The organism is Yoonia rosea (assembly GCF_900156505.1).
Taxonomy (GTDB): domain Bacteria; phylum Pseudomonadota; class Alphaproteobacteria; order Rhodobacterales; family Rhodobacteraceae; genus Yoonia; species Yoonia rosea.
On record NZ_FTPR01000001.1, the window covers coordinates 1,704,650 to 1,729,961 of the forward strand.

Here is a 25,312-nt window from a genome sequence, read left to right on the forward strand (position 1 = left end):
TTCAATCCACCTTATACCAAAATACCCTTGAGCGAATTCGGGCTGTCCTCAATGATCCGCACGGGCACCACCTGCCCCAGCACGTCCGCAGGCGCATCGGCATAAACCGCGTGCAGATACTCGGACTTGCCGATCATCTGGCCCGCTTCACGGCCTGCCTTTTCAAACAATACCTTCACGTCGCGCCCTACCATTGCAGCCTGCGTCGCCTGCTGTTGTTCACGCAAGAGCGCCTGTAGCCGCTGTAACCGGTCATGCATCACATCCTCGGGCAGCTGCGGCTTTTCAGCGGCAGGCGTGCCGGGGCGCGTGGAGTATTTGAACGAATAGGCCTGCCCGTAATGCACATCGCGCACCAGCTGCATGGTGTCTTCAAAGTCCTGCTCGGTCTCGCCCGGAAAGCCCACGATGAAGTCACCCGACAACAGCAGGTCAGGCCGCGCCGCGCGAATACGCTCGATCAAGCGCAGATAGCCCGCAGCGGTATGTTTGCGGTTCATCGCTTTCAAAATCCGGTCCGACCCCGATTGCACCGGCAGATGCAGGTACGGCATCAACTTGTCGCAGGTGCCATGCGCGTCAATCAGCGCATCATCCATGTCGTTGGGGTGGGATGTGGTGAAACGGATGCGCTCCAACCCGTCCACCTTGTCCAGCGCCCAGATCAGCCCCGCCAAACCGCCTTCATGGCCATGATAGGCGTTCACATTCTGGCCCAGGAGCGTGATTTCCTTCACACCGCTTTCTACCAGTTCCTGCGCCTCGCGAATAATCCGATCCGCCGGGCGCGACACCTCGGCGCCGCGCGTATAGGGCACGACACAAAACGCGCAGAATTTGTCGCAACCTTCCTGCACGGTCAGGAAAGCGGTCGGCCCGCGCTTGGCCTTGGCACGTGTTTTCAGCGTATCAAACTTGTCATCGTCAGGAAAATCGGTGTCCAGCGCCTTGGCCCCCGTCTGAACCGCCTCTTCCATCGCAGGCAAGCGGTGATAACTTTGCGGACCCACCACCAGATCAACCATCGGCTGGCGGCGGATGATCTCCTCGCCTTCGGCCTGTGCCACGCAACCGGCGACACCGATTTTCAGATCAGGGTTCGCCGCTTTGAGCCCTTTGAACCGGCCCAGTTCGGAATACACCTTTTCTGCGGCCTTTTCGCGAATGTGGCAGGTATTGAGCAGAATCATATCCGCATCATCCGGCGTAGCGGTTTCCACATAGCCCTTTCCGCCCAGCGCCTCGGCCATGCGTTCGCTGTCGTAGACGTTCATCTGACAACCATAGGTCTTAATATAAAGCTTCTTTGGCGCGGACATGGGGGCTGCTCTCGGGTTAGGATAACTCGGGTCTTCTAGCGACTTGGCGGAATGCTTGCAATGCGGCCCGATATCACCGATTTTGCACCCTGCCTTTCGACGAAACGAGTTTTATGCATTATCTTTCCATTTCCGCACTCTCGGGCGATTTTCGGCGCACCCCGCCCAAAGGGCCCGTTGCCTTGATCCTGATCGAGGACGATGTGGCGGTGGCACGTACAATTGCCCACCACACCAACGCAGGTTTTGCCCGCATCCTGATCTTTTGCGCCCCCGATCAGACCTTGCCCACCAACCTGCCAGACACCGTAGACCGCGTTGATTTTGACGTCAGCGCAGAGGATGCCTTACAGGTGATCGTCAATGCGATGATCAAGGTGCTGCCGGACCAGTGGCTCTATTATTGCTATAATGCCGAATATCTTTTCTATCCGTTTTGCGAGACCCGCAGCGTGGGCGAGATGCTGACATTCATGCGCGAGGAACGGCGCGACACGGTGATGGGCACGATTGTCGATCTCTATGCCAAAGACCTCACAACCCATCCGGACGGTGTTGATCATGACGGCGCCCATTTTGACAAATCCGGCTATTACGCGCTGGCCCGCGAGACCGATGATGGCGAAACATTGGACCGGCAGATCAATGTCTTTGGTGGGCTGCGCTGGCGGTTTGAAGAACATATCCCAAAACTGCGCCAACGGACCGACCGGATTTCATTTTTCCGCGCACAGCCCGGTCTTGAGCTGCAGGCGGATCGGGCGTTCAATATCGCCGAGTACAACACCTATTCCTGTCCGTGGCACAACAACTTGTCTGCTGCGATCGGATCGTTCCGGACGGCAAAAGCCCTCCGGCGCAACCCGGGCAGCCGTGCCGCGATCACAACGTTTCACTGGCCACAATCCCAGCGCTTCAACTGGCATTCACAACAGCTTCTGGATTTGGGGCTGATGGAACCGGGGCAATGGTTCTAAGCTGCTTCTTTGGATAATGCAGTGATGAATAAGGCCAATCACGCGGCCGTTTGACCAGACCGGCATGAATAGGCGCGGACCGGATCAGGTGCATATGCAGTGCGAAATCATCCGCGTCGCGGATCAGATGTTCCCAGAACCGGCGCTGCCAAATGCCCTTTTCTCCGCGTTTCAAATGGCTTTCGGGGATATAGGCGGGCGCAGGCGCGTGGCGAGAAAAGCTTGTCTTAATCAGCCGCCAGCGTTTCGAAAAATCAGCGTCACCGTCCGGCAATGTCCAGATCATATGCAGCTTGTTGGGCAGGATCACTGCGGCCTCAATCTCAAATGGCCAGCGCTTACGGCAAAGACGCATCGCGTCACGCAACAGGTCAATCTGGGATATCAAGAGATCGGACCGGTGATCCTGCAAGCGCAGGGTAAAGAAATAGGTGCCACCCGGCACGTAGAGACGACGGTAATGAGCCATGCGATGACCGTCGCAAATATCGGTTAATGAATTATGAAACTGTGCAAAAAGTAAGGTGGATCATGATCCACCTAACCCGTCACTTGCGGCGCAACCGGATGACAACATCCACTGACGCAATCTCTGCCCCGGCGGGCGCATCGGGCAAGTTGCGAATTTCCAACTCTTCCGCGGGCGCATCGGTCAAGGTCGCGCTGTCTTCCCAATAGAAATGTGGGTGGTCGGTCATATTGGTATCGAAGTAGCTTTTCGATCCGTCCACTGTAATCTCGCGCACCAACCCCGCATCGCAGAACGCGCGCAGCGTATTATAGACAGTAGCCAGCGATACTTTCTCATCAGCATCAGAGGCTGCTTCAAACAGGCTTTCAGCCGTCACATGGCGGTCCTGCCCGTCACCCACCAGCAAAGACGCCAAGGTCACGCGCTGACGCGTCGGCCGAAGCCCCGCTCCTGCCAACCAGTTTGTGCTGCGCTGTGTCGCTATATCTGACATGGTCGCCCTTTATGACAATTATTCTCAAGTATATGGGAAGAATATCCCCCGGATCAAATGAAAACCGTCAGAGAAGCGCAGACTTGCTCTCATAAACCGCTGAGTGATAGAGGTCTTGCGACGCAGTAAAGAAGAACGAGACCAAAGACATGGCCGATTACCCAACTTATTTCGACAAAGACGCCCTGCTGGCTTGCGCCCGTGGCGAGCTTTTCGGCGAAGGCAACGCCCAGCTACCGGCACCTCCGATGTTGATGATGGACCGGATCACCGACATATCGGGCGATGCTGGCGCACATGGCAAAGGCCATGTTGTCGCTGAATTCGATATCACACCTGATCTGTGGTTCTTTGACTGCCATTTCCCCAACAACCCGATCATGCCTGGCTGCCTTGGCCTTGACGGTCTGTGGCAATTGACCGGTTTCAACCTTGGCTGGCGCGGTTGGCAAGGGCGCGGTTACGCGCTCGGTGTCGGCGAAGTCAAACTGACCGGCATGGTGCGCCCCGACCGCAAGATGCTGACTTATAAGGTAGATTTCACCAAAGCCATCCAGACCCGTCGCCTGACAATGGGCGTGGCCAACGGAATTGTTGAGGCGGATGGCGAGGTCATCTATCAAGTCACCGATATGAAAGTCGCCCTGTCTGAAAGCTAGTCGAGAGCTTCGCCCTCGCACATCTATCATCGTTCAAAAGGAGAGGTGCCCATGCGCCGCGTTGTTGTCACAGGTCTCGGGATCGTATCACCGATCGGGAACAATGCCGAAGAAGTGCTTGCCGCACTCAAGGCCGGAAAATCCGGGATCGAAGCATCGCCCGAGATGGCCGAACACGGTTTCCGCAGCCAGATCGCGGGCACTCTCAAGATCGACATCACCGAACACGTCGATAAGCGCACCCTGCGCTTCATGGGTCCGGGTGCGGCCTATGCGCACATCGCCATGGGACAGGCGATTTTTGACGCGGGCTTGACCGAAGAGCAGGTCGTCAACCCGATGACGGGCCTGATCGCGGGGTCTGGCGGCCCTTCAACCTCGGCCATTCTCGCAGCGCATGACGTTGTCAGATCGACAGGTGCTACCAAACGCATAGGGCCTTTCGCCGTACCAAAGGCGATGTCCTCGACGGTCAGCGCGAACCTTGCGACAGCCTATAAAATCAAGGGCATGAATTTCTCGATCACCTCTGCTTGTTCCACCTCGTTGCACTGCATCGGCATGGCCGCCCAGCAGGTGGCACTCGGCACGCAGGACATCATGTTCGCGGGCGGAGGCGAAGAGCTCGACTGGACGCTGTCGTGCCTCTTTGATGCGATGGGCGCGATGTCGTCGAAATACAACGACACCCCCGAACGCGCCAGCCGCGCCTTTGACGCCGACCGCGACGGTTTCGTGATCGCAGGCGGCGGTGCAATGGTCGTACTGGAAACGCTGGAGAGCGCGCAGGCGCGCGGTGCGAAAATCTATGCTGAAGTGACAGGCTTTGCCGCAACATCAGACGGGGCCGACATGGTGGCCCCTTCGGGCGAAGGCGGCGAACGCGCGATGCGCGGCGCATTGGTCACCCTGCCCGAGGACCGCAAGGTCAGCTACATCAACGCGCATGGCACATCGACCCCTGTGGGCGACGTCGGCGAAGTCGAGGCTGTCCGCCGCGTCTTTGGCAAAGGCACCACGCCACCGATCAGCTCGACCAAATCCATGACCGGCCACAGCCAAGGTGCCACAGGTGCGCAAGAGGCTGTCTATTGTTTGCTGATGCTCGAGCACGACTTTATTGCGCCCTCGATCAATGTCGAAACCCTCGACCCCGCGCTTGATCCGGCGGAAATTGCGACCACGCTGGTCGAAAACGCAGGTCTTGATACGGTGATGACCAACTCATTCGGGTTCGGCGGCACCAACGGTTCCATGCTGCTTTCCAAATTCAAAGGATAGGCCAATGACAATTTCCATGCAGGGCAAACGCGGGCTGATCATGGGCGTAGCGAATGAACGCTCCATCGCCTGGGGCATCGCGAAAGCCATGGCCGACGCAGGCGCCGAACTGGCCTTTACCTATCAGGGCGAGGCTTTTGGCAAACGGCTTGAACCACTTGCCGCCTCTGTCGGGTCGGACATTATGGTCGATGTGGATGTGAACGACGATGCCAGCATGGATCTGGCATTCCAGACGCTCAAAGACCGCTGGGGCACGCTTGATTTCGTGGTCCATGCGATTGCATTCTCCGACAAGAACGAGCTGACAGGCCGCTTTATCAACACCAGCCGCGACAACTTCAAAAACTCGCTGGCGATTTCGTGCTATTCCTTCATCGACGTGGCCAAGCGGGCCTCCGAGATGATGCCCGATGGCGGGACCTTGCTGACACTGACCTATCAGGGGTCCAACCGCGTGACCCCTTTCTACAACGTCATGGGCGTGGCGAAAGCGGCGCTGGAATCCGCGACGCGCTACCTTGCCAACGACCTTGGCCCCCAAGGGATCCGCGTCAACGCCATCAGCCCCGGCCCGATGAAGACCCTTGCAGGTGCGGCCATCGGCGGCGCGCGCAAGACCTACAAACACACCGACCAGAACGCCCCTCTGCGCAGCAACGCCACGCTTGAGGCTGTCGGCGGCACGGCCGTTTACCTTGCCTCCGACGCAGGGGCCTGCACCACAGGCGAGATCATTCGCGTCGATGGCGGCTATCATGTGCTGGGAATGCCGCAGGCCGACAGTCTGTAACGACGGCACCCTGTTGATGCGCTCGCCCGCTTGCCGGCATTTTGCGTGATAGCGGTCATTCCAACGAACGCGTTGGCGGGCTGCTTCGCGGGACCGTTTTTCTATTGAATGCCTGTCCGCCAATGACCAGCCACGGATCGATCACAGCGACTGATCATCAACGACCAAAGAGGGCTGGAACGCTTCTTTCGACAAAAGCTTGAAGCGCGCTTCACCCATAGCGGCCCCAAGCATGCGGTCGCAGCGAAATGTCCTTGGTTCGCCTGTCAGATGATCGATCGCAACGACATACCAAACAGGATATTTCAACAACAGATAATGCGGCTCGATTTGCCGCTCGGAGATAACACCGTCTTCTCGTTGATAGCGAAGCGCCAACACCTTCTGATCGATAAAGGCCTGATGCACAGCTTGCACTATCCTTGGGGGTGGGACCTTGGCACTGGCCTGAACATAAGTTGATGCCGTGATACCTATCAGAATACGGGACTTGAGCCGGTTCACCTTGGTGCGTTTCTCAGGCGAGAACGAAGCGACCAGCTGCCGCCTTACCGACGCGAGATTCGCGAGCAACATCGGTGATTTCATCTGCTCTGCCACGGCGATGCTGATAAGAAGATCGACCGCCTCAGGATATGTCAAGTTCAGGCGACCAACACCCCAGTTTCGGTCAAGACGTACACCGCCCCCGCGTCCGCGATCGGCGTCGATCTGCATGCCTTGGTCCCGCATAAGCACAAGATCGCGCGCTATCGTGCGTGCGCTGACACCATGCTGTCGTGCCAGATCGCTGACCGTACAATGGGCGTCCTGCTTGAGCTGAACTGCCAGCATTTCCAATCGTCTCAGCCTGCCTTGCGCGTTTGCCCGTGCCATGAACCAAATAAGACATAAAATGTCATATTCGTCGATACATCGTAAATCACAGAAACAACGCCGGGCTTAAGTGACCGGAACACAGGAGATGAAACGATGAAAATGAACTACTTTGTTGTCGGTACAAACGACATGGCCGCCGCAAAAACCTTCTATGACGCGCTCTTTGCACAGTCGGGCCTTGAAAGCATGTCACCCTCAGACAGAATGACCTATTGGCTTGGTCCGGATTTTGCCTTCGCAGCGGCCATACCCTTTGATGCAAAACCTGCCACCAATGGCAACGGAACAATGGTTGGATTTTGTGTTGGCGGGGAAGAGGATGTCAGGAGACTGTACGCTTTGGCCATTGAGATAGGAGGCACCTGCGAGGGAGCGCCATACCAGCGTGGGCCCAGGTTCTCTGCCTATATCCGCGATCTGGATGGAAACAAGATATGTCTCTCTGATTAGGTGCCGCACCGAGACTGGCGCGTTGACCTCGTAATTGGGGGGAATAAGGTGACTGGGTTCCTCACAACATCCCGTGGCTTGTCCCGGTCTACCATGGAAGAAGTCTCAATGAGTGATCATACGGAAAACACCTTGGCCCGTGGGCAACAGCGCGGATCGCACGGTCGGCAACAAGATGAAGGCGTCTTGGTGATCCGTACCATTGCGATGCCTGCAGATACCAATCCGTCAGGTGATATCTTTGGTGGCTGGTTAATGTCTCAGATGGATCTTGCAGCAGGCAACATGGCTGGTCGCGTGTCACAGGGGCGCGGCGCTACCGTTTCTGTGGAAGCCATGCAATTCCTGCGCCCTGTCAAAGTCGGCGATGAAGTGACGCTCTATGCAACTTTGCGCGAGGTTGGACGCACATCGATGCGTATTCATGTGGATGCGTGGGCACGGCCAAGATATTCGGAGAAAGCTGAAAAGGTAACTGATGCTGATTTCGTCTTTGTCGCCTTGGACGAAAATGGCACGCCCCGGCCAGTCTTTGAAGGCGCGTGACCTCTTCGGGCCTAAGCTGACGTTGAGCGAGCCTCTGCTCGAAAACCCGCACAGAGTTCACCTAAATTTACGGACTCCAAGCGGAGCAGGTCAGTCAACGGCCCGGCATGCTAACCGCTTGCACCTGCGCAATACTTTTGCTGATGAGATCAATGAGGTCTTCAACGCTTTGATGCTCAAGCCGCTCAAGATGACGCATTTCTTGCGCACGCTTTGCAACCTCAGCCAATCCCAAAGTCGATGCTGCACCTTTCAGACTATGCAGTGCGGCATCGATACAACCGTCATCGCTTTCACGCTGTTCAACCGCAACGATCGACCGCAATTTCAAACCATCACTGGAAACTTGCCCCAAGAGTTCCAGAAGAAGCGGCGTTCCCAATTCGTCCCTTATCGCATCCAACTGTTGTCTATCGAGCAATGTCTCTGCGTGCGCGGGCTCTGCCGGGGTCGCATAGGTCTCAAAGATATATGAAATCTTGGAACGCGTGACCGGTTTGGCCAGAAAATCATCCATTCCGGAATCCAAGCAACGCTGCCGGTCTTCTGCAAATGCGTTTGCTGTTAAGCCGATAATCGGTGCTGTAAAACCTAGATCACGCAGTTTACGTGTTGCTGTAATGCCGTCCATCAAAGGCATTTGCAGGTCCATTACAACAAAATCAAAGGTCGTTTTGGTGCAATGCTCGATTGCAGATTGGCCGTTATCGGCAGTGACAACGGTCGCACCGAAGCTTTCGAACAAAGCCCTTGCGACTTCTTGATTGATCGGGTGGTCTTCCACCAACAGGACATTGCTGTTGTAAACCAACGTGCACTCTTTTCGATCTTCCAACGCTTTAACGGCCACGGTTGCGGCCGGGCCGATGATCTCAACCGGCAGCTCCAACCAAAACGTACTTCCTTGCCCCTCGGCGCTGATCACGCCGATTGATCCCCCCAAGCCTTCGACGATCCGCTTGGATATCGCCAGCCCCAAACCGGTTCCGCCGAACCGGCGCGATGATGAGTTTTCGATCTGGCTGAAATTTTGAAACAGTTTTGGAAGATCGGCCTGCGGAATACCAATGCCGGAGTCCATGACCTCGATCCGTAGCCTTGTATCCTCCGGCATCAAAAAACGGACATTTATGGTGCCTGACGGCGTGAATTTGATCGCGTTCCCGATCAGATTTATCAGGACCTGTCGCAAGCGGACGTCATCCGTTGCCACGAAAAGAGGCTGTACCTCGAACGTAAGTGTCAAGCCCGCGTCATGCAGTCGTTGTTCAAAAATATCGTGCAGAATGTCGGCGAGGTCGGGCAAAGAAACGGGTGCCACCTGATAGGTCAACCCGTTTGCGTCTAAGTTCGAAAAATCCAGGATGTCGTTGATGACATCAAGCAAGATGTGGCCAGAGCGCCTGATGGTCAAAGTGAGCCGCGCCTGCACCGGGTCAAGATGGGTGTCATCCAACAGATCGACCGCGCCAATGATGCCATTCAGAGGCGTCCGTATCTCATGGCTCATGGTGGCAAGAAACATCGATTTTGCATGTGTGGCGGCCTGCGCTGCTTTTGCGCTTTCGGCATTGCGCAAAGACAACTCCCTAAGCTGGCGCTGCGCATTTGCAATGAGCTGCAGTTGTACGAATTGAAGGATGATCGTGCAAATGAACACCAGTCCTGTGAGGGCGACGACGATTGCAAGACGCCCGTAATCGGCAGATGTTTGCGCGCGCGCAACCACCCGCGCTGTTCCCAATACATCGTTCGTGGCAATCACAAGCTCATTGCTTTGCTGTTGCAACGCACGGGCGTCATCCAGAAACGAATTGAGTGAATTGACCAAAACAGAAGGATTGTCTGCCGTTGCATCAATACGGTCCGCAAGGGACTGGATGTCAGCCTGAAGCGCCAATGCCATTTCGGCAAGGATCTGGGAATTACTAAACCGCTCTGAAAAGAACCCCGCGTCCAGCAAGGTCATCCGGCTATAAACCAGATCGAATGTCAGGTAGACCCTGTCGATAGCTTGGGGTGTGCCTGCCTTTTGTGCGATCAGGATTGCCTCGATAAAACGGGTTGCCTCGCGGTGTGTCTGGAACACAGCCCACATGGCGTCTTCGCGCACACTGGCCAAAACCGCCTCCTGCCGGTCGCGAAGGTGCGCAAATAGATAGATCGTCATTGCGATCAAGACGATACCAAGCCCAATCAGCACAGATGTCGCCGCCCGAATGATATGCGGGGGAACACGCATGAACGGGTGCAGAGTCACACTATTCGATCACCTCAATCCGCGCGATCTGCCAAACCGATCTGCCAAAATAGACTTCGTTAAACAATGCCGGGAACTCGTCGAACGGATAGATCAGGAACAAAGGACCTTTCTCGCGCACTGACATCATTTCACCGTCCAGATGCGTAGCAAAGATCACAGGAAACTCGCGTACGTCAGCCACAGGCACATCGGACGCATAGTCATTCAGGGCAAACACCCGCATGGTCGACCCTTGGGCACCAACAGCATCCAGAACAGCGGCGGCAAGCGGGCCTTCAAAATCATGTTTTGCATCGAACCACGGTGTGTTCGCTGTAATGATGCGCCGCTCTAACGCTTCAAGCATTTCACGATCAAAACGCGCCACATTTGGCCCGTTTGTCTGCGTAATGGCACCCGATATGGTCAATATCACCGGCCCCTTGGGCTCGGCGAGGCCGTCCGCATGCGCAAGCGACGCAAACAGACAGATCACCATCAATAAAAGACCTCTCATCAGACAAATCCCTTCATGTTTCAGGCCACAAATTGTGTACCGTTGTTTTCCGAATAGGCGTTTCTGACTTTGTCGCTGACTGCCACAAACGCGCTTACACAGCTTGGGTCAAAATGGTGACCGGATTGTCTTAAGATTTCATCAAGCGCGTCATCAAAGTCCCACGCCGGTTTGTAGCTCCGCTCGGTACACAAGGCGTCGAAAACATCTGCAATGGCAACAATCCTTGCCGACAAGGGAATGTCTTCACCAGACAGCCCTTGGGCATAGCCCGACCCATCCCACTTCTCGTGATGATAGAGCGCTATTTCGTGCGCCATTTTTATAAGGTCGCTGTCGCCATCTGAGAGGATTTCGGCGCCGATCTTGGTGTGGGTTTGTATGATGGCACGTTCTTGGGGCGTCAGCTTGGCAGACTTATGAAGGATGGCATCAATGATGCCTATCTTGCCTGCGTCATGAAGCGGCGCGGCCAGATAAACTGTTCTGCAAAAGTGGTCACTCAGGCCCATCTGTTCCGCGATGAGTCTGGCACAGGTGGCGACCCGGGATATATGTCCGCCGGTTGATCCATCGCGCATTTCAATTGCGCGCGACAGCCGCCAGATCAGTTCTTCCTCGCGAACTCTCAGGTGTCGCGTTGCACGTTGCACTTCAAGATCAAGACTTTCTGCACGCTCCAAGAGCGCAAGCTGTGCTTTCCGCAATGCAAGTAGGTTCTTCACGCGCACCCGAAGCTCTTCCGGATCAAAGGGCTTATTGACGAAATCGGTGACCCCCGCCTTGACGGCTTCCAGCCGCAAAGCACGGTCTTCATCGGCTGTCAGCATTATGACCGGAACGGCCTTATAACCCGGCAAGCGCCGAAGTCGTTCGACAAGCACTACGCCGTTGATTTCCGGCATCTGATAGTCAACCAGAACCAAATCAAAGCTCGTCTCATCGAATCGCGCAAGCGCGCGCACTGCTGATGAATAGCTCTCTATCTGATGGTCCTCAGCGCGCTTCAGGACTGCACTGATCACGTTCAGGCTGACCATCGCGTCATCAACCACGCAAATACGCATAGGATGCCCCATAACTGCGCGTTCTCCATCCGCTTTTGTGGCATGTTCATACGGGATAGACCCAACGCTTTGAAAGCAATGAGTGTTTCAGATTTTAGTCAAATGCCCGGCATCAATATCGTCAGCCTGCCCCGACGCAAACCAATGAAGGCGGCTGGTCAACCTTCATGCAACGCAGCAGGGCATATCCCGTCCCTGCTAATCCCAGCATCAGGCCCGGTGGCTGGTGTTTGTCGCCGCCGCCGTATGGCAGCGGCCGCCCGACCTCCAGATAGGACACCTGAATGAACGCCTGCACCGCATGCAAAATGTCACTACTCTCGACGGTTTCCGCCGTCTTCGGGTGCAACATGAGCTCGATATCGCTGCCAACACCATGACACAGGCACAGGTTTGTCTGAGGTGTTAGCCGGGTCAGCAGCGTCTTTTTTGTGAGTTCAGCGGCGGTTCTGGCCTGTTCCAAGAAAGCAGGATCACCGGTCAGCGCATGCGCGCGCAGCCGTGCAAGGCCGATGCCGGTTGCCCCGTGGCACCACGCAACTTCGGTTCGGCCCTTTGCCTCTGCCTGCCCATGATAGCGCAAATCGGGCCAGCACCCGCAGATGGGGTCAAACCAGGCCTCCTCATAGGCAAACGCCCGTTTTCCTGCCACCGTAAACTGATCCTGATCAAAGGCTGTGCCAAGCGCCATCAGTGCCAGTCCGATCCCGCTTGCCCCATGACCATAACCCAGAAGGTTTGGCTGCACGGGCGCGTCTGGTTGCAGCCAAGCGGCCTCACCTGCATTGGTGCGCATTTCAGCGGTGGTATCCCATGACAGACCACGCTTGCCCTCAACAGCATGTCCGAGGATTTTTCCACCCCACACCAACAGCGGCTTCTCAATGCGGTCGCGGCCTAGCACATCCTGCACCGCGATGATTGCGGGGATAGACGCAGCGACGCCAAGCATCACATCCAGAATACATCTGCCCGCAGTATGAGCGTGAAGTGCGTCCAGCAGGATCTCCTTGCCTTGGGTGATTAAAGACGGCGCCCCTGTCATCTGCCCAATCACGATGGCGGCATAGCCGATCCCGACGTGTCCGGTGTAAAACGAGAGCGAAACACTGGCAGGGCAATCCCTGTATCGCGACACTGAATGATTGATCGCGCCAAGCGCCGTTTGCTGCACCACCGTGTCATCGGTCAGCTTTCCCAGATGCGCCAGAAACAGTGCGATGCCCGCTGTTCCGTCATAAACGCTGGAGCCAAGCATGCCATAACCCGCCATCGTGGTTCCCCAAAAAATGTCATTGGCAGGGCCAAGCCAATTGCACCGCCTGTCGTCCCAAATCGCATCGCGCGCCAGCATGCGACCGATCTGCAATGCCATGTCCTTTAGCTGCGCGTCAGTCATGCTGCATGGGCCGCAGGTTGCGCGCAAAGCCGATAGCAGGCGACAGACCCAGCATTCAGGTGCAACCTGTCAATATCCAGATTTTCCGATCTGCAAACGGCCTCAAATGCCGCCTGGAACGTCTCTGGAACGATCTGGTTTTCCGCGCGCGCCTGCATCATCGCCTGCGCAACCAATTTGCAGCGTGCTGCGCCAAAGCTGCCGGCATCCGGCATATCTTCAGCCAGTCCGAGCCCGTTACCAACCCGCAAGGTAAAAGCCGGAACCGCATCATCAAGGTAAAGCGCAAGTTGCGGCAATTGCGTGGCCAGCGCCATGGCAGCCACCGTGAATGCCCGCTCTGGAATATAGAGCACGGCCGTGTCCGCCCGTGAATAATCGCAAATCCGCGTCGCTGTCTTGTACCTGAACGGCACCAGATAGCGGTTCAGCACTTGCGAAACCAGACCGGCAACAGGTGCAGCAGCGCCGGGCCCGATCAAATTGAAATAAAGGCGGATATTCTTGACCTCTTCGGCGGCATCCAACTGTGACTGACCGAAGATGTGAAAAAAACCCGGCTGCACGGTTTTGGACCCGGCCAGATGGGTCACCACAATCTCGGATCCGGGCCGCACAGGGGCCGCATCAGGGGCCGCCAGAAACTGGCCGGATATGAACTTGCAGACCTTGCCATAACGTTCCGCGATGACCGCTCCTTCGGACAGCAGGCTGCGCACGACCCACCCGTCCTCTACCTTGGCTGTGGTATCATTTGCGGCAGAGATGTCAGCGATCAGCGCCGCACTTGGTGCGCCATCACCGAATGCCTCGCCGATATTGCCGCCGGGGTGCGTATAGAAATACTTGTAAACAAACTCGGTCAACTGTTGCGCGAACGGCGCATCCGGCTGGCTGGGCGGCTGCGCGGGCCACCCGCGAAAGGTGATCTGATCCTGCGCATCAATCGCCACCTTTGCCACAAAATCCAAAAGGGGTTTCATGACACGGCCTGCATGCACGGCGCAGCCAGACCGGCGCAGACTTTTCTTTGTCCTTCCCGCGTCGTCATGCGCCGCGCAATCTGCATCAGGGTCTGCGACATGTCAGGCAAGCTGTCCTGCGCAAAGCAATATTCATAGCCCGCCACCAAAAGGCGGGCCGCCATCATCGCGATGCATTTATCAAGAAAGGCGGCATCGTGCCTCTCAGAAGCCGCACTGTAAGCGGCCCAAAACGCGCGCATCTCGGGCAAGGCGGCATCCAGGGCATCCGGATTTTGCTGCATGGTATAGTGGATCACAAAGGCGCCAAGCCCGCACCCCACATCCCAGGCAGGATCGCCCAGATCGGCACGCTCCCAATCAATCAAATGCAGCTTTTGATTTGCATCGCTGGCAGCAACCAGAAAATTCTCAAGCTTGAAATCACCGTGGATCAGAGCATCTGTTTCCCAATGCTTGCGGCACCATGCCAAGGTTTCGTTGAAGTCCGGGATCGCACGGATCGCATCAATCAATGCGGCACTGGCGGGGCTGCGACCGCGCAAGGATGACAGGGGACTTGGGTCTTCCTCGAGCCGGAAAATCCAATGCGGCTTGCGGTCAAACGCGACATCGAGTGCGTCAAGCGCCTGACCTGGCAGTGCATGGTATTGCGCCGCAATCCGGCCCATTTGTGCCGCGTGGACAGGTGAGTTGTGGCACATACGCCGCGCGCGCGCACCAAGGTCTTCGGCATCCTTGATCAACGCAAGGGTCATCGTCGCGCTATCAGGGTCAAAATGCAAAAGCTGCGGCATCACGCTCTGCAAATGCCGGAATGCATCGGTACGTGCGACCGCTTGATAAATTTGCGCTTCAAGGGCCACCGACTGGACCGTTCCAGGCTCGTTTTCATGCGCTTGTTTAATAAATAATGAGGGACCGTGGAGCTGCTTGAAGACAAAGAAACGATTACGTTGGCGGCCCATAAACAACACACTTGAGCCATCGACAAGATCACGTTGCAACACCAATCCTCGCGCACGAAGCGTCTGGATAATGTTGCGTGCGATAGGTTCCACGGGTCCCTCACTGAAAGTACTGAAAAGTCTTGTTGAAGGCAGCGCAGGGTACGCTGCCTCCTAATTCAAACGCTACAAACTGCTGTGAACAGCACATTGCCGCAGCCGAGTTCTGTGCTGCCGAACGCGTCAAGATGCGGCTTTGCAGCGGCCTGTGCTTCGGCGATATCGCTGAAGGTGCAGCCGGCGGTAAAGGCCACGCTGACACAGTCAGCTGACGCCCCTACCGGGGCTGCTGCGGCTGCTGCTTTGGTCGCCTCTGCGACGTCAGCAAACGTACAACCTGCTGTAAAACCAACTTTAACACACATGCTCAAATCCTTTCTGTTTTCAAAATTGCTTGCGCCAAGGGCCGTTTGACCTGCCCGTCGGCCCCTCGGTTTTAGGCTGTGGTCGCCCACACTGCTGTGCGCAGGAACACATTTCCCAAAAACTTGGCCCTCTTTTGCTGGTTGGCTATCGTGAAATGTAAGGCTAGGGTTCCGGCACGATAAACTTGGGGCAAAGATGTCCGTAGACGAAGCAACCCGACACTCATTGAAAAACTGTGGCCTGCTGCGCGACCTAGATCAGCGTACGTTGGATGCGGTCGCCCAGAAAATGGCCGTTTTGCACATCCCTCGTGGCAAGCTGATCATGATGCATGGCGACGAGACAACCGAAACATATTTCCTGCTCGCCGGAACTGTCATCGGACAGCTCGTGGCAGCGAGCGGACGCGAAATCCTGTTTACCGAAATTGCACAGGGGGGATATTTCGGAGAACTGGCGTCCTTGGACGGTCATGCCCGATCAATTACAATTTCGGCGCATTCAGACTGCGTGTTGGGTCGACTTCAGGGCGCAGATTTCCTTGCGCTTTTGCGCAAGTACCCCCAACTGGCGATCAATCTGGCCACAGATCTTGGCACACGCCTGCGGCGCATGAACGACCGGGTGTTCGGACTCGTGGTCCATAACGTCGAAACGCGGGTACGCGTCAAGCTGATGCAACTGGCCCAAGAACAGGAACAGCTGGTTAACGGCGGAGTGATCACCAATGCCCCAACCCACGAAGTGATCTCGAATTTCATCGGTGCCAACCGCGAGGCCGTCAGCCGCGTTGTTGCCCAACTGAACCGCGACGGCGTTATCACGTCGAAACGCGGTGTGATCACGATCAACGATGTCGATGCTTTGCTGGATACCGAAGACTAGCTTTGAAGTGCGCTGGCGCACATCGAACCATCTGTGCAGATGATTGAGTGCCGGGACCGTTTAAGCGGAGGTCCCTTTGTTTCAGGGGCCGTGTGCCGCGCCTTTCCAAAACACTGATCAAAAAGGGAATTCCCATGGAACGTCATCAAAGAAACCGTCATATCGTCAGCACGCTCTCAGATTTTCACGCCCGCGAAAAAGACGAAGGGCGCATGGATCTGGACAATAGCAAGGGCTCAACATCGCTCGCTGGCTGGTTTCTGGGCCCATTGGCTGAAAACCAAGAGGTGCTGGATCGATCCATCACCAAGGCAATTGCGGCGCATTGCGATGCACGGCGCGAATATGGTGCGCAGTTTCGTGATCCGCCGTTCGTGACGTCTGAAATCAAGGCCTCTGACGACTATCGCAAAACCATCGCCACATTGGACACCAAGTTGGAGGATCTGCTGGGCGCGCTGCACGGCTCCATCCCGCTGTCGAGCTATCGCAACCAGTCGCATATGTATTGGGATATCACGATGCCCGGCGCCATCGGGTACTTTGCGGCGATGCTCTATAACCAGAACAACGTCGCCGCCGAAGCGTCACCTGTCACCACCCTGCTTGAAATCGAGGTTGGCAAGGATCTGGCGCGCATGCTGGGCTATCACGTACCCAGCGACGCGGAGACAGCCCAAGGTGCGCTGACACCATGGGCGCATATCACCTGTGACGGATCTGTCGCGAATGGCGAATCCATGTGGGCGGCGCGCAACCTTAAATACATGCCCATCACCATGGCCGAAGCGATCCGCCATGAACCCGACATGGCAGGTGGCAAGGACGTCAAAGTGAAACTCGCCGATGGACGTTCGGTCAAACTGCTTGATCTGGACTCTTGGGAATTGCTGAACGTCGCAATTGACGATGTCATCGCGCTGTCACCGCGCCTGCAATCGGATTTCGGGATCACACCCGAGGCGATCAAGGCAGCCTTGGACAAATACTCTGTCCAGAACCTGGGCCTGGCAGAGTACCAGCGACGGTTCATCGCAAGAGACACGCAACACCTGCCAGTCGTTCTTGCACCTTCAACTGCGCATTACTCATGGCCCAAAAGTGCGGCGCTGATCGGGCTGGGCGCCAACCAATTGTGGCGGATCCACGTCGATGAGGACGGACGTATGCGCATGGATCACCTGCGCGAAACCTTGCAGGACTGCCTGGACAACAAGCGCCCGATCCTCGAAGTGGTCGCCGTCATCGGCTCAACCGAAGAGAGTGCCGTAGATCCGCTGGCCGATATTGTGGAACTGCGCGATGAATTCCGCAGAAAGGGGCTGGAATTCTCGCTTCACGTTGACGGGGCATGGGGCGGGTACTTTGCCTCGATGCTGCGCGACAGCAAAGAACCGATTGATCCCGATCAGGGCGGCGCTCTCGAACAGACGCCTGCCATGATCATGAGCGATTATGTCATGCGCCAGTACCGCGCCTTTCCGCACGCTGATACGCAAACCGTTGATCCGCATAAGGCCGGCTTTATCCCCTACCCCGCCGGTGCGCTTTGCTATCGCAACGGGGCGATGCGCGACATGATCACCTTTACAGCGCCTGTGGTCTATCACGGCGGTGTTGATCCCACGGTCGGCGTTTACGGAATCGAAGGCTCCAAACCCGGAGCCGCGGCGGCCGGTGTTTATCTCTCCCACGCCATGATCAGACCGGATAAGTCAGGCTATGGGAAACTGCTGGGTAAATGTATCTTCAACTCCAAACGGCTTTATGCCGAGCTCGTCTCGCTTGATGGCACGGACGATTACATCAAGGTGGTCCCTTTCCAGCGGCTGCCCTGTGAAAAGGCCGGCAAGGGCGATCACGCGCGTGCCGAAGAGGTCGCCTACATCCGCGAGAATTTCGTACCCCGCGAGAACAATGATCTGGTAGAATTCATGCTAAATGATCAAAAAGCGCTGGATTTGTTCAAGGAACTAGGCTCCGATCAGAATATTGTCACCTATGCGGTCAATTTCAAAACCACAGATGGCTGGAACACGGATGTCACACTGATGAACGCTGTCAACACTGCTATCTACAAGGCCCTGTCGATCAGTACCTTCAACGGTGGCACCGTTCCAAAAAATCCGATGTTTGTGACCTCTTCTGCCTTCGATGTGCCAAGTTATGGACAAAGTTTTGTGGATGCTTATGGGGCACGCGCCGGGTTGGACCACACGCAAGGAACCGCGATCTCTTTCCTGATCTCAACCACACAGGATCCTTGGGTGTCTGCGACAGCGGAGGGGAACTACCTCCCCCAAGTTGTCGCTGCCTTCAAAACGGCGGCTAAAACAGCCGTGAACGATGTGCTACGGTTACATGGGCTGACACACGGCTGAGAAAGAAATGAATGAGAAGGGGCTCTATGCTGAAAGTTGCAACTGGTTGGTCTGACGACCCTGAGAGTACAACTGCAGTCCAAGAGGCCCTCGACATGGCCGTCTCAATATTGGACGGCCATGTCCCGAAAGCCGCCCTGGTCTACGCGGCGGTTGATCAGGACCTTTCCGTGATCGGGACAACATTGCGCACGCGCTATCCTGATATCTTGGTGGCAGGCGGCACAACCGATGGCGAAATCGCTGGCGGTGAAGGGTTTTTGGAAGACAGCCTTGTCATCATGCTCTTTGCGTCAGACAGCCTGGAATTTTCCGTGGGGATCGGGCGCAATGCCATTGCAGAGCCTGCCCAATCCACCGCCGATGCCGTTGCCATGGCACGCGCCGGATCAGACAAGGACATAAACCTTGGCATCGCCATGCTGGAAGGTCTGGGCACGAACATCCATGACCTTGTCGGTGGGCTGCAAAACGCCCTTGGCGCAGGTGTGCCCATTGTCGGCGGCGCAGCGGCCGATCAGCTCCGGTTTCAGGGCACACGCCAGATCTGCAATGATATCGTGACAAGCGATGCTGTGGTGATCTTGACGGTGCATGGATCTGTCAAGGTGTCGGTCGGCGTGGCCACAGGCTATACCCCGCTGGGTCAGCCGCATCTTGTCACAAAGGCCGAAGGTGCTGTCGTTCATCAGATCGACAACCGCCCCGCAGCCGAGCTTTATGCCGACTACCTGCAGCAACCATCAATCTTTTATCCGCTCGCGGTGCAGGATGAAACACGGCACTCCTTGGTGCTCAGCTCTCCTTTGAATTTCGATGCCGAGACAGGTGCGCTGCATCTGGTCAATCCTGTCGCGCAGGGCAGCGTAGTGCAGCTTTCAACAGCATCGCGTCAGGAAATCATTGACGCCGCGCGTAACGCAGTCGGTCAGGCCGCAGCAGGGATGAAGGACACCCCTGTCGATGCTGCGCTGCTTTTTTCCTGTGCTGGCCGCCGCGCAACACTGGGCACACGCATCCGCGAGGAATACGATAACGTCTGCACGATTATCGGACAGGATGTACCCATCGCAGGCTTCTACTGTTACGGTGAAATTGGCCCTGAAAAAGCAGGCGGGCCGTCCTTGACCCATACCAATGCATTTGTTGCGGTATTTCTCAGCGCTGCAACGGCCTGAACCACGAAGAAAGACCCATGACCCATAACCCGGCACCACAGAACAATGAGGTGTTGCGCCTGCAACGGCGGCTGGCAAAATCGGACATGCGAAGGGCCGAACTCGAACATCTGATCGACACCGGCCAGGCCTTTCAGCGCAGCGTGCTTGCACAGGTCGAAAAAGCCAAGGCCGAACTGCAAAAGCTCAACGAGCAATTGCAACAAGAACAAGCCCGCAGTGACAAGCTGTTGCGCTCGATCATGCCCAATTCGATTGCGGAGGAGTTGAAGCGCAATGACGGCGTTACCCCGCGACGTTGCGAAAACGCGACGGTCATGTTTGCCGATTTCGTGGGGTTCACCGCAAAATCCGAAACACTCGATCCCTTGGTGCTCTTGCAGGTCCTTGACTACTATTATTCCGAGTTTGACCGCATCACGGCCCGCCACAGCATCGAAAAGGTGAAAACGATCGGCGATGCCTACATGTGCGTGGCAGGGCTAAACGATGATCCGGCGTCAACCGCCCATGTCATCGCCGCAGCGCAAGAATTCCTTAGCTTTGTCGCGCAGGCCAGACCACCCGGCCTCGATGCACAAGCCCCCCTGTGGCAAATCAGGATCGGGATCAACTCGGGTCCTGTCTCGACGGGCGTCATCGGGCAGGAGAGACTCAGTTTTGATGTCTGGGGCGATACGGTCAACATCGCCTCTCGGATCGTCAATGCCAGCACACCCAATGAAATCCGGCTGTCAAGCAGCAGCATCGATTTGCTGACTGACAAATCAAGTTTTGCATACTGCGGTCAGGTGAATGCAAAAGGACGCGGTATGATTGACCTGTTCTGCCCGGCCTGAAGGGCCTTGCCACGGCGCAAACAGCAGCATCAATGAAAACCCCCGCACTGTCCGGTGCGGGGGTCGTTTTCCAATCGTCATCCGGTCAGGTCAGAAACTGAACTCAACCCGTGCGCTGGCGCCAAAGGATTCATAGTCGTCGTCACCAATCCCGTCATATTGCATACGCAGCGACAACTGGTTTGCCGCGCCAAATTCATAGCGCGCGCCCAGTGCCACCTGGCCCTGGTTGCTTTCTGTCCGGGTCAATCCATCGTCAAAGACCGAAGTTCTGGCCGCGAACCCACCCAGCAGATCAAGTGCGCCATTACTGACAGCGACAGGCACAACAAAATCCAGACCAAGCGTCGCCTCGGTCGTGGTCACGGTCATCGCGCGAACATCAAATCCGTCCCCGTCGACATAGGCTTCGTTCTCATCTGTAACATAGGCAAGATCCAGCATAGGGACCAGCATGAAGCGCTCAAACGCAACCTCACCGGCGACATCAAGTGTCAGAAGACTGCGATCACTGGTGAACGTGTCCTCATAGGTGCCCAGCGGCGACAGCGTATTATCACTCTGACCGACAAGATAAGCACCCGAGAAGACCAGTTTTTGGTCCGGTAAGCGCGCCACCGCATACGGGCCTGCCAGCCAGCCGTTGCTGTCGAAGGCCATAGGCCCATTGTCGGACGTCATCGTATCGAACTGCGCCATGCCACCGATCAACAGATTCTCGCCGACCCGGTAGTGCGTGCCAAGGCTCAGGTTGGCGTAGGTGCTTTCGATATTGTCCTGTTTGGTCCATTGCCCTTGTGCAGATAGCCAGACGGGACGATCAGGTGATGTGCCAAGCTCAAAATTGCCCGCACCTTGCGTGGCATTGACGTTGAACCGCCCAAGGCTGTCACCCAACAGGAACGCAGAGAGCTTCGGCTGGGCACGGACCAGCTGCGTGGTTCGTTGGCGCGCCACCTGAGTGATCATCTCTTCGGTTGCAGTCATCGCACCTAGACCGATTGATGCGACTGCGGAGGCCTCATTGAGGTTTCCAAAGTCATCCTCAGCGACACCCGCCGCCACGCCAATTGTCACAACCTCGGTGCCCAAGGGCGTAATCTGCGCGGTATAGACCGCCGCTGATCCTGCAAAACTGGTGATATCCGCACCCGTTACGGTCAGATCACCCTGAACAAAGCCGGTGACAGCCTCGGAAAAGGTAAGCGTGATCATGAAGGGCGTGGCATCAATGATGCTGGAGGGCGCACCACTGATCGTCACCGTTGGGCCATCGTAATCCGGGAAAAGATCCACGGTGGCCGCTGACGAGGTATTGCCGATGGCATCCGTTGCCGTGACGGTCACGGTGCCCCCTGCCATATCAGCGGCTGAAGTGACGGAATAGGCACCGCCTGTGGCTGTCACAGTTTGCGTGCTGTTGTCCGGGAAAGTTATGGTGACAGTCGCATCCAGCTCTGCCGTCCCCCCGATTGTCAGCGACCGGTTTGCATTGATCACAGCCGTCGTGATTAAGGGCACATCCGGTGCCGTTGCTGCGGTGATTGTGACAACAAAGCTTTGCTGCGTGGCAATGTTGCCCGCCGCGTCCGTCGCATCCACCAGCACGGTGTTGGCGCCAACGGCAAAGTCATACGGGCTGGTGATGGCATCGCCACCCAGCCGGAACACAGGCACAACAACAGGATCAAAGTTGTCGGTCACGGTCGCGGCAAAGGTCACCGAAGCCGTGCCAAGTGGCCCCGCCTCGGCTGTGATATCAGCCGGCGGCGTAATCACCGGAGCAGTCACATCCCCCGGCGCAGTGACAAAGACCACGACGGTATCCGCGACTGAGGCGTCAAACCCGTCATTCACCGTCAGGCTGAACGTCAGAACCGCGTTACTGTCACCGATATTCAATGTCGGCGCTGTGAATGAGGGCTGTGCGACCGTTGCATCAAAGCTGACGGTCGGCCCGCCTGTTTGGCTCCATGTGTAGCTGAGCGCCTGACCCGCGTCATTGGCGGTTGATGCGCTGCCATCCAATGTGACCAAGGAACCATCCGCAACGGACTGATCCACCCCGGCATTGGCAGTGGGTATGGTGTTCGGTGGTGCGGTAACGGTCACCGTGACCGTATCAGCGGCCGATGTATCAAAACCATCATCCACCGTCAGACTGAACGTCAGGACCACGTTGCTATCACCAATTTCCAAATTGGGTGAGGTAAATAGCGGAGAAGGTGTCGACGGGCTCGACAGTGTAACAGGCGGGCCATCTGTCTGCGTCCAGGTGTATGTGAGGCTCTGATTGGCGTCGTTAGGTGTTGAAGCGGTCCCGTCCAAGCTCACCGTGTTATTTGCTGGCACGATCTGGTCTTCCCCGGCATTTGCGACAGGTGCCGTGTTCCCCGGTGCCTGAACTGTGATCACCACCGTGTCAGCGACCGAGAGGTCAAAACCGTCGAAAACCCATAGCTGGAAGGTCAGCGGCATGTCAGCGGCCCCAATCGGCAGGGTCGGCGCCGTGAATGTGGGCATCACGGTGTCCGCTCCGGTTAGTACAACAGTGCCGCCAGACATTTGCATCCAGCTATAGGTCAGGGTCTGTCCGACATCATTTGCATCCGAGGCAGAACCATCCAGCGTCACGGACGCAGCAGCGGTGACCGATTGGTCTGGGCCCGCGTCGGCGGTAGGGGCAGTATTTGCGGGGGCCTCAACCGTTACCACCACTGTATCAGCCACGGAACTGGCGACACCGTCATTCACGATCAGGCTGAACACCAGCGTGGCATTCGTAGCGCCAATCTCAACGGTCGGGGCCGTAAATGTCGGCTGGGCCGCTGTCGTACTCGACAGAGTTACCGAAGGGCCGCTGGTCTGGCTCCACTCGAAGGTCAGGGTCTGGCCCGCGTTATTGGAATCAGAGGCCGTTCCATCCAGTGTCACCGACGCAGCAGACGCAACCGTCTGATCAGTGCCGGCATTTGCCGTTGGGTCGACATTTGCTGGCGGGTTGACCGTGATATCGACCGTGGCGGCAGCAGAATCCTCAAGTCCATCATTCACAACCAGCGAAAAAGTCAGAACCTCGGCAGGGGCACCCGGCACCAGCGTTGGTGCGTTGAACGTTGGCGATGCAGCGGATTCGCTGGAGAGTGCGACCGTCGTGCCCGCAGTCTGTGACCAGTTATAGGTCAGTGTCTGCCCGGTATCATTCGCACTCGACCCTGTACTGTTCAGCGTGACCAATTGATCTGCTGCAGCAGTAGTTGGGGTGGCACCTGCCACAGCGGTGGGGGTGGTGTTGGTCGGTGCTGTAATCGTAATCGTCACGGTATCGGCAACAGATTGCGCGCCGTCATCGTCGGTTGCGACAACCGAGAATATATGCGTGACCGATGCGTCGCTTGTCGTGAGGGAATTATCGGTGAAGGTCGGGTTCTGTGCGGCGTCATCGCTCAGAACGGCATTGGCACCTGCACCGGTACCGCCTATGCGCGTCCATGCATAGGACGCAACGGTCCCGTCGGTATCATTGCCCGACCCTAAAAGCTGCACCTGCGTCCCTGAGGGAACACTCGTCGCGACCGCCGATGCGGTCACGGTGGGGGCCGCATTGGGGGGAGGCGTGATCGTCACAGTCACGGTATCAGCAACCGAGCTGTCACCATCGTCATCCGTAACCACCAAAGAGAATACGTGCGTAACCGACGTATCATTGGAGGTCACCGAGCTATCGGTGAACGTGGGGCTTACAGCCGCTGGGTCGTTCAGAACAGCATTGGCCCCCAATCCGGTCCCGCCTGTACGCGTCCATGCATAAGACACGATTGCGCCGTCACTGTCTGTGCTGCCGGATCCATCAAGTGTCACCTGCGTGCCCGATTGTACCGACTGATTTGATCCTGCATTCGCCGTTGGCGCGACATTGGGCGCCGTATTGAGGGTGCGGGTGTTCACAACAATTGTATTTGTGACACCCTCAAATGCGACGCGGTAGGTATAGCTTTGACCATCGCCATCGAAAGTCGCAGACCATTCCAGTTCATAGAGATCTTCGGCAGTGTAGGAGGCCGCATCAGCGCCGACCTGTGAAAGAATGACGACGTTCGAAAACGGGCAATCAGTCTCCAGATCAGTCACGGTGACTGGATTGAACGTTGTCGTATTATTCGCCGAACTCCACCAGGTGCCGCCAACCGACGTATTGCCGGACGCGCTCGATAAAAAGCTGATCTCGGCTTCGCCAAAACTGGGGTCATTGTAAGGGTTAAACGCACAAACGGTGGAGCCGCCTGTCACGCCGACAGGTTTGAAGGCCGGTCCATCAAAGGACGATCCCCCGAACGCATTCACTGACGCGGGCGCGCTTGCCCCTGCTATCAGAATGGTTGCACCCAGAGCTCTCAATAATTTCCGCATATGCTTGGCTTTCAAATTGGCTTGTGCCGGTCATGGCACCGATATGAAACAGGCAATGGCAGATTTGCGCCGAATGAAATGTGCGTTGGGATACAGATCGAGAGCTGCACGACCGGTCACTGTGAACACACGACGGCGGGCAGACCAATCAGGTCTCCACTCACCCCGC

Annotated in this window: 22 protein-coding genes; 10 read left to right on the plus strand and 12 right to left on the minus strand. The window is 56.6% G+C overall.

Annotated elements, in window-relative coordinates; all coding sequences use genetic code 11:
* Window positions 1-11: 11 nt before the first annotated feature.
* Window positions 12-1,319 (minus strand): tRNA (N6-isopentenyl adenosine(37)-C2)-methylthiotransferase MiaB, encoded by a 1,308-nt coding sequence (gene miaB, locus B0B09_RS08520; RefSeq protein WP_076659202.1) that lies wholly within the window; start codon window positions 1,317-1,319, stop codon window positions 12-14.
* A 113-nt stretch (window positions 1,320-1,432) separates the two neighbouring features.
* Between miaB and B0B09_RS08525 the strand changes: the two genes are divergently transcribed.
* On the plus strand, window positions 1,433-2,296 hold the full coding sequence (locus B0B09_RS08525; RefSeq protein ID WP_076659203.1) for a glycosyltransferase family protein: 864 nt from the start codon (window positions 1,433-1,435) through the stop codon (window positions 2,294-2,296).
* On the opposite strand, the gene B0B09_RS08530 is transcribed toward B0B09_RS08525, so the two are convergent.
* Window positions 2,235-2,765, minus strand: a complete 531-nt coding sequence (locus B0B09_RS08530) for an REP-associated tyrosine transposase (RefSeq protein WP_076659204.1) — start codon at window positions 2,763-2,765, stop codon at window positions 2,235-2,237. The genes B0B09_RS08525 and B0B09_RS08530 overlap by 62 nt on opposite strands.
* Before the next feature lie 79 nt (window positions 2,766-2,844).
* Window positions 2,845-3,261, minus strand: a complete 417-nt coding sequence (gene irrA / locus B0B09_RS08535; protein WP_055294288.1) for an iron response transcriptional regulator IrrA — start codon at window positions 3,259-3,261, stop codon at window positions 2,845-2,847.
* A gap of 149 nt (window positions 3,262-3,410) precedes the next feature.
* Between irrA and fabA the strand changes: the two genes are divergently transcribed.
* Genes fabA through B0B09_RS08550 form a run of 3 tightly spaced genes read left to right on the plus strand, consistent with a single transcriptional unit; the run spans window position 3,411 to window position 5,994 of the window.
* Window positions 3,411-3,920, plus strand: coding sequence for a bifunctional 3-hydroxydecanoyl-ACP dehydratase/trans-2-decenoyl-ACP isomerase (gene fabA, locus B0B09_RS08540; RefSeq protein WP_055294286.1), 510 nt, complete (start codon window positions 3,411-3,413; stop codon window positions 3,918-3,920).
* A 51-nt stretch (window positions 3,921-3,971) separates the two neighbouring features.
* The gene (gene fabB, locus B0B09_RS08545) at window positions 3,972-5,201 is read left to right on the plus strand and encodes a beta-ketoacyl-ACP synthase I (protein ID WP_076659205.1); all 1,230 of its coding nucleotides are present in this window, start codon (window positions 3,972-3,974) and stop codon (window positions 5,199-5,201) included.
* Window positions 5,202-5,205: 4 nt separating this feature from the next.
* Window positions 5,206-5,994, plus strand: coding sequence for an enoyl-ACP reductase FabI (locus B0B09_RS08550; protein ID WP_076659206.1), 789 nt, complete (start codon window positions 5,206-5,208; stop codon window positions 5,992-5,994).
* 141 nt (window positions 5,995-6,135) lie between these two features.
* Here the strand turns inward: B0B09_RS08550 and B0B09_RS08555 are convergent, their stop codons facing one another.
* The gene (locus B0B09_RS08555) at window positions 6,136-6,828 is read right to left on the minus strand and encodes a helix-turn-helix transcriptional regulator (protein ID WP_242654397.1); all 693 of its coding nucleotides are present in this window, start codon (window positions 6,826-6,828) and stop codon (window positions 6,136-6,138) included.
* Between the two features lie 138 nt (window positions 6,829-6,966).
* On the opposite strand from B0B09_RS08555, the gene B0B09_RS08560 reads away from it, so the two are divergent.
* Window positions 6,967-7,323, plus strand: a complete 357-nt coding sequence (locus tag B0B09_RS08560) for a VOC family protein (RefSeq protein ID WP_076659208.1) — start codon at window positions 6,967-6,969, stop codon at window positions 7,321-7,323.
* Window positions 7,324-7,431: 108 nt separating this feature from the next.
* On the plus strand, window positions 7,432-7,869 hold the full coding sequence (locus tag B0B09_RS08565) for an acyl-CoA thioesterase (protein ID WP_082436285.1): 438 nt from the start codon (window positions 7,432-7,434) through the stop codon (window positions 7,867-7,869).
* 94 nt (window positions 7,870-7,963) lie between these two features.
* Here B0B09_RS08565 and B0B09_RS08570 read toward each other — a convergent pair whose 3' ends face one another.
* The 7 genes from B0B09_RS08570 to B0B09_RS08600 form a co-directional block, all read right to left on the minus strand.
* Window positions 7,964-10,111, minus strand: a complete 2,148-nt coding sequence (locus B0B09_RS08570) for an ATP-binding protein (RefSeq protein WP_076659209.1) — start codon at window positions 10,109-10,111, stop codon at window positions 7,964-7,966.
* A gap of 19 nt (window positions 10,112-10,130) precedes the next feature.
* Window positions 10,131-10,628 carry a putative pterin-binding protein gene (locus B0B09_RS08575; protein WP_076659210.1) on the minus strand — a complete coding sequence of 166 codons (498 nt, stop codon included), beginning with the start codon at window positions 10,626-10,628 and terminating at the stop codon, window positions 10,131-10,133.
* A gap of 20 nt (window positions 10,629-10,648) precedes the next feature.
* Window positions 10,649-11,683 carry an HD domain-containing phosphohydrolase gene (locus B0B09_RS08580; RefSeq protein ID WP_242654366.1) on the minus strand — a complete coding sequence of 345 codons (1,035 nt, stop codon included), beginning with the start codon at window positions 11,681-11,683 and terminating at the stop codon, window positions 10,649-10,651.
* Window positions 11,684-11,816: 133 nt separating this feature from the next.
* Window positions 11,817-13,094, minus strand: coding sequence for a lanthionine synthetase LanC family protein (locus B0B09_RS08585; protein WP_084190761.1), 1,278 nt, complete (start codon window positions 13,092-13,094; stop codon window positions 11,817-11,819).
* The gene (locus tag B0B09_RS08590; protein WP_131825014.1) at window positions 13,091-14,077 is read right to left on the minus strand and encodes a T3SS effector HopA1 family protein; all 987 of its coding nucleotides are present in this window, start codon (window positions 14,075-14,077) and stop codon (window positions 13,091-13,093) included. The genes B0B09_RS08585 and B0B09_RS08590 overlap by 4 nt, the downstream gene beginning before the upstream one ends.
* Complete coding sequence (locus B0B09_RS08595) at window positions 14,074-15,045, minus strand: phosphotransferase (RefSeq protein ID WP_084190812.1); 972 nt, start codon at window positions 15,043-15,045, stop codon at window positions 14,074-14,076. The genes B0B09_RS08590 and B0B09_RS08595 overlap by 4 nt, the downstream gene beginning before the upstream one ends.
* 158 nt (window positions 15,046-15,203) lie before the next feature.
* A complete protein-coding gene (locus B0B09_RS08600) occupies window positions 15,204-15,449 on the minus strand; it encodes a hypothetical protein (protein WP_076659215.1) in 246 nt (81 codons plus the stop codon).
* Window positions 15,450-15,645: 196 nt separating this feature from the next.
* Here B0B09_RS08600 and B0B09_RS08605 point away from each other — a divergent pair, with 196 nt between their 5' ends.
* The 4 genes from B0B09_RS08605 to B0B09_RS08620 all read left to right on the plus strand — a co-directional run bounded on the left by B0B09_RS08605 (window position 15,646) and on the right by B0B09_RS08620 (window position 20,733).
* Window positions 15,646-16,335 carry a Crp/Fnr family transcriptional regulator gene (locus B0B09_RS08605; RefSeq protein ID WP_084190762.1) on the plus strand — a complete coding sequence of 230 codons (690 nt, stop codon included), beginning with the start codon at window positions 15,646-15,648 and terminating at the stop codon, window positions 16,333-16,335.
* A 134-nt stretch (window positions 16,336-16,469) separates the two neighbouring features.
* Window positions 16,470-18,716: a pyridoxal phosphate-dependent decarboxylase family protein gene (locus B0B09_RS08610; RefSeq protein ID WP_084190763.1), complete on the plus strand. Its 2,247-nt coding sequence runs from the start codon at window positions 16,470-16,472 to the stop codon at window positions 18,714-18,716.
* A gap of 26 nt (window positions 18,717-18,742) precedes the next feature.
* Entirely contained in the window at window positions 18,743-19,894 is a 1,152-nt protein-coding gene (locus B0B09_RS08615; protein ID WP_076659217.1) for an FIST signal transduction protein, read from the plus strand.
* 17 nt (window positions 19,895-19,911) lie between these two features.
* Window positions 19,912-20,733 (plus strand): adenylate/guanylate cyclase domain-containing protein, encoded by an 822-nt coding sequence (locus B0B09_RS08620; RefSeq protein WP_076659218.1) that lies wholly within the window; start codon window positions 19,912-19,914, stop codon window positions 20,731-20,733.
* Window positions 20,734-20,823: 90 nt separating this feature from the next.
* Here the strand turns inward: B0B09_RS08620 and B0B09_RS08625 are convergent, their stop codons facing one another.
* Window positions 20,824-25,131: a PKD domain-containing protein gene (locus B0B09_RS08625; protein ID WP_131825016.1), complete on the minus strand. Its 4,308-nt coding sequence runs from the start codon at window positions 25,129-25,131 to the stop codon at window positions 20,824-20,826.
* Between the last annotated feature and the right edge of the window lie 181 nt (window positions 25,132-25,312).